The organism is Mesotoga sp. UBA5825 (assembly GCF_002432955.1).
Lineage (GTDB): Bacteria > Thermotogota > Thermotogae > Petrotogales > Kosmotogaceae > Mesotoga.
Window position 1 is genome coordinate 1 of sequence record NZ_DJHG01000105.1, and the last position, 3267, is coordinate 3267.

The 3267-nt window shown below is 44.7% G+C and carries 2 protein-coding genes and 1 pseudogene; all 3 read left to right on the plus strand.

Annotated elements, in window-relative coordinates; genetic code table 11:
- Window positions 1–265 precede the first annotated feature (265 nt).
- Window positions 266–883: a fibronectin type III gene (locus tag B3N33_RS10540; protein ID WP_214078969.1), complete on the plus strand. Its 618-nt coding sequence runs from the start codon at window positions 266–268 to the stop codon at window positions 881–883.
- A gap of 360 nt (window positions 884–1243) precedes the next feature.
- Window positions 1244–2572, plus strand: coding sequence for an ATP-binding protein (locus B3N33_RS10545; RefSeq protein WP_214078968.1), 1329 nt, complete (start codon window positions 1244–1246; stop codon window positions 2570–2572).
- A gap of 293 nt (window positions 2573–2865) precedes the next feature.
- Window positions 2866–3267: pseudogene (locus B3N33_RS10550) on the plus strand (Fic family protein); the annotation flags it as partial.

Here is a 3267-nt window from a genome sequence, read left to right on the forward strand (position 1 = left end):
CCTGCGCCAGCAGACTGGCTTCTCCATTTCTCGTCTCTCGTTAGCGCAGCAGACTCTCCATAATACGCTTTCTCGGGTGGTCTTATCGTAGAAACACGCGTATCTTAACTCTTTCCCCGAAGAGTCAGAAAGGTCACTCTGCCCAGAAGCACCTGAATCGTCCGATGCTGTTCAAAATCTATAAGGAGATGTTGTTAGGGAACCACTCACTTTTCAGAAAAAGCAGCAATCTCATCTCCTAATTCGGATTGTGGAAGATAATGAGATGAAGAGTTTTCACCTGACGGTGGTTCTTGTGCTTACTGTATTATTCCTTACGGCCTGTCCAATAAAGAATAGCAAGCCTGAATGGGGAGTCATAGAAGCAATTGTCGAGAATATTGGAGAGCTTATTCAGATCAACCTTGCCGAATATTGTTCAGATCTGGACGGCCATTTTCTTTCATATAGTCTCATTGGAGGACCGGGAACCGTTTCAGGCAGCCTTTATGAATGGACAGGCAGCGGACCACTCGGCGATGTTGCAGTCACTATAAGAGCAGAAGACGAGAAGGAAGCATCATCTGACAAGACATTCACAGTAGCGGTCAAGTCATTCCCCAACGTTCCCTCGAACCCTTCCCCGGCAAATGGCACGAAGGACACTGATCTTGAAGTTCTCTTGTCTTGGGAAGGCGGAGATCCCGACGGGGATGCGGTATTGTACGATCTATACCTTTCCACATCTCACAATCCTTCCCTTTTCATATCGAATCGAACTACCAATACCTATAACAAGAGCGGTCTCCTTCCCAATGCGAAATATTACTGGAAGATAGCTGCGAAGAACGAGGGCTCGCTGCCGATGATTGGTCCAATATGGAGTTTTACAACAAAGAAGTAATTCTATCTAGCAGAATGTTGTGTGGAAACCCAGGAGTTCGCCGGGATTTCCAAAAATCATCAAACATCGTTATTCATTAGCGGCTTTCCCGTAGCTCTCATTGCGTCAACTAACAACGGCTTTTTGGAAATTCCTCTGTGCATCATTTCTGTGAGACTCTCACTATATAATTCCCGTACGGCCCTTCGTAACTGCTTACTCTGTCATCCCGAACTTGTTTCGGGATCTGGGCTTTCGAAGGGGCCTTGAATTTCTTATAATAATCTTTCTACAAAAATGAATTGAAAAACTGTTCTATATACTGGTCACTTATGCTAAAATGTGTTTGTTATAAAGGTCATTAATTGACAGGTGGTTAATATGACAGATCAACAGATGTTTTCCGTCCTTGCAAGATGGAATTACTGGGAAGATCGATCCCTTCCGGACCTTGTTTACAGAAGAGAGGTCGGTGAGATTGAAGAATTTCTTGACAGCAATTTCGTGCAGATCGTAAAAGGGCCTCGAAGATCCGGCAAATCATCTCTTCTTAAGCTTGTGTACAGAAAGCTCCTAGAATCTGTTGATAAACTCTCCTTTCTGTTCTTGAACCTTGAAGATGTCTCTCTCTCGATGGAAGAGAAAACACCTGTCCTTCTTGAAAAACTCTACAGGCTTTACAGGCAGAGAGTCAATCCCGTTGGAAAAACCTACATGTTTGTCGATGAGATCCAGCATATACGAGGCTGGGAGCGATGGATAGAGACTTACAGGGAGTCTGGAGAGGTCAAATTCATTGTTACCGGCTCATCTTCAAAGCTTTCTTCCAAGGAGCTTGGAACGCTGTTGACAGGAAGACACATAGATCTGACTCTGTTGCCCTTTTCATTCGCGGACTTTGTGCGATCAAAGGGAATTGAAGTCTCCTCGCTTTCAATTGAACTCAAAAGTGATCTCATCAAGAATCTGCTGTTCAGTTATTTGGATTCTGGAGGCTTTCCTGAGATCCTCTTGAACTTCCCGGAAGAAAACGGGACAAAGATTCTCGAGGCATATTTCGACGACATCATATACAGGGACATCGTAGAGCGTTGGAATATCAGAGACGTTCTGCTTACAAAGAGAATCGCACTCTATGCTCTGAAGAACAGCGGAAATCTCTTGAGCTACAGAAAAATACAGAAGGCTCTCGAACAGACCTCGGGAAAGACTTCAACCAGCACAATTTCAGAGAACATGTCGCACCTATCGGAAGCATACATATTGTTTGAAGTAGAGCTTCACACGAATTCCGTCAAGAAAGCCCTAATCAACCCAAGAAAAGTATATTCCGTCGACACTGGTTTGAGAAAAGCCGTTGTCAAGCCGCTCACTGAGGGTTTTGGAAGAGATGGAGAGAACATTGTCTTTCTAGAGCTCTTGAGGCGGGGCTATAAAGTGACTTTCTGGAAGACTGACAAAACCGAAGTTGATTTCGTCGCCTCTGGAAGAACTGGCGATCTGGTCATCAATGTCACAATGTCGAATCTGGATGATCTCGATTTGAGAGAACGTGAACTTCGGGGATTACTCGAATTCGAGAGCGAGAGATCCCGCAGGATACTTCTAAACAGCGACATTGAAGACACGCTGAAGATTCACGACAAGACCATTGAGCTGATCCCTCTCTGGAAATGGCTTCTTATTGAGGATTTCCTCCCAAGCATTTAATCTACACTGTTTCTGACAGGTTTTCGTAAACCTAAAGGGCTTCAACTGAACTCAACGATCTGCTGGGTTTTCAGACAGATTCATTTGGAAAGATGCCTTCTGTCCTCTCAAGCGCTCTCCATGATATCCACGGACTGGTTTATGATCCGGGACCAATAACTAAGGACGGCTCTTCGAAGCGTTCAGCATGTTCTCTCAAGCGATGAGCGGATTTTGCAGCGTTCAGCGGCTCCTTTATCGGCAGTTTGTCGGAAATCCAGTATAATTGAAGTGTGATGAGAGGAGCGATATTGGTGAAAGTGAAGTGGGACCCCCGGTACTCAATTACCGATAAGATAGCGGCAGATCTTATGACAATAGAAAAGATAAGGGTTCAAGTGGAGAACGCGCAGATTCCTTTAAGCTCTCTTGCAAGAATAAGAGAAAGCGCAAGGATCCGATCAACCCACTTTTCAACACAGATAGAAGGCAATCGCCTGACTCTCCAGGAAGCGCGCGATGTTGTAAATAATCAACGGGTTATACAAGAAAAAGCTAGAGATGGAAGTGAAGTGAAGAACTATTGGGATGCTCTCCTCAAAATCGAAGAGTGGGCTAAAGAACTCAGACCGTTCGATGAATACCTTATAAAGAAAACTCGCTCGATTGTCGAGAAGGGTCTTAGAGCAAAGCCCTCTGAGTATCGAAGCGAACAA

Excerpts from the sequence above, each read along its gene's own strand:
- B3N33_RS10540 (WP_214078969.1), top strand. The coding sequence starts at position 266 with ATGAAGAGTTTTCACCTGACGGTGGTTCTTGTGCTTACTGTATTATTC.
- B3N33_RS10545 (WP_214078968.1), top strand. The coding sequence starts at position 1,244 with ATGACAGATCAACAGATGTTTTCCGTCCTTGCAAGATGGAATTACTGG.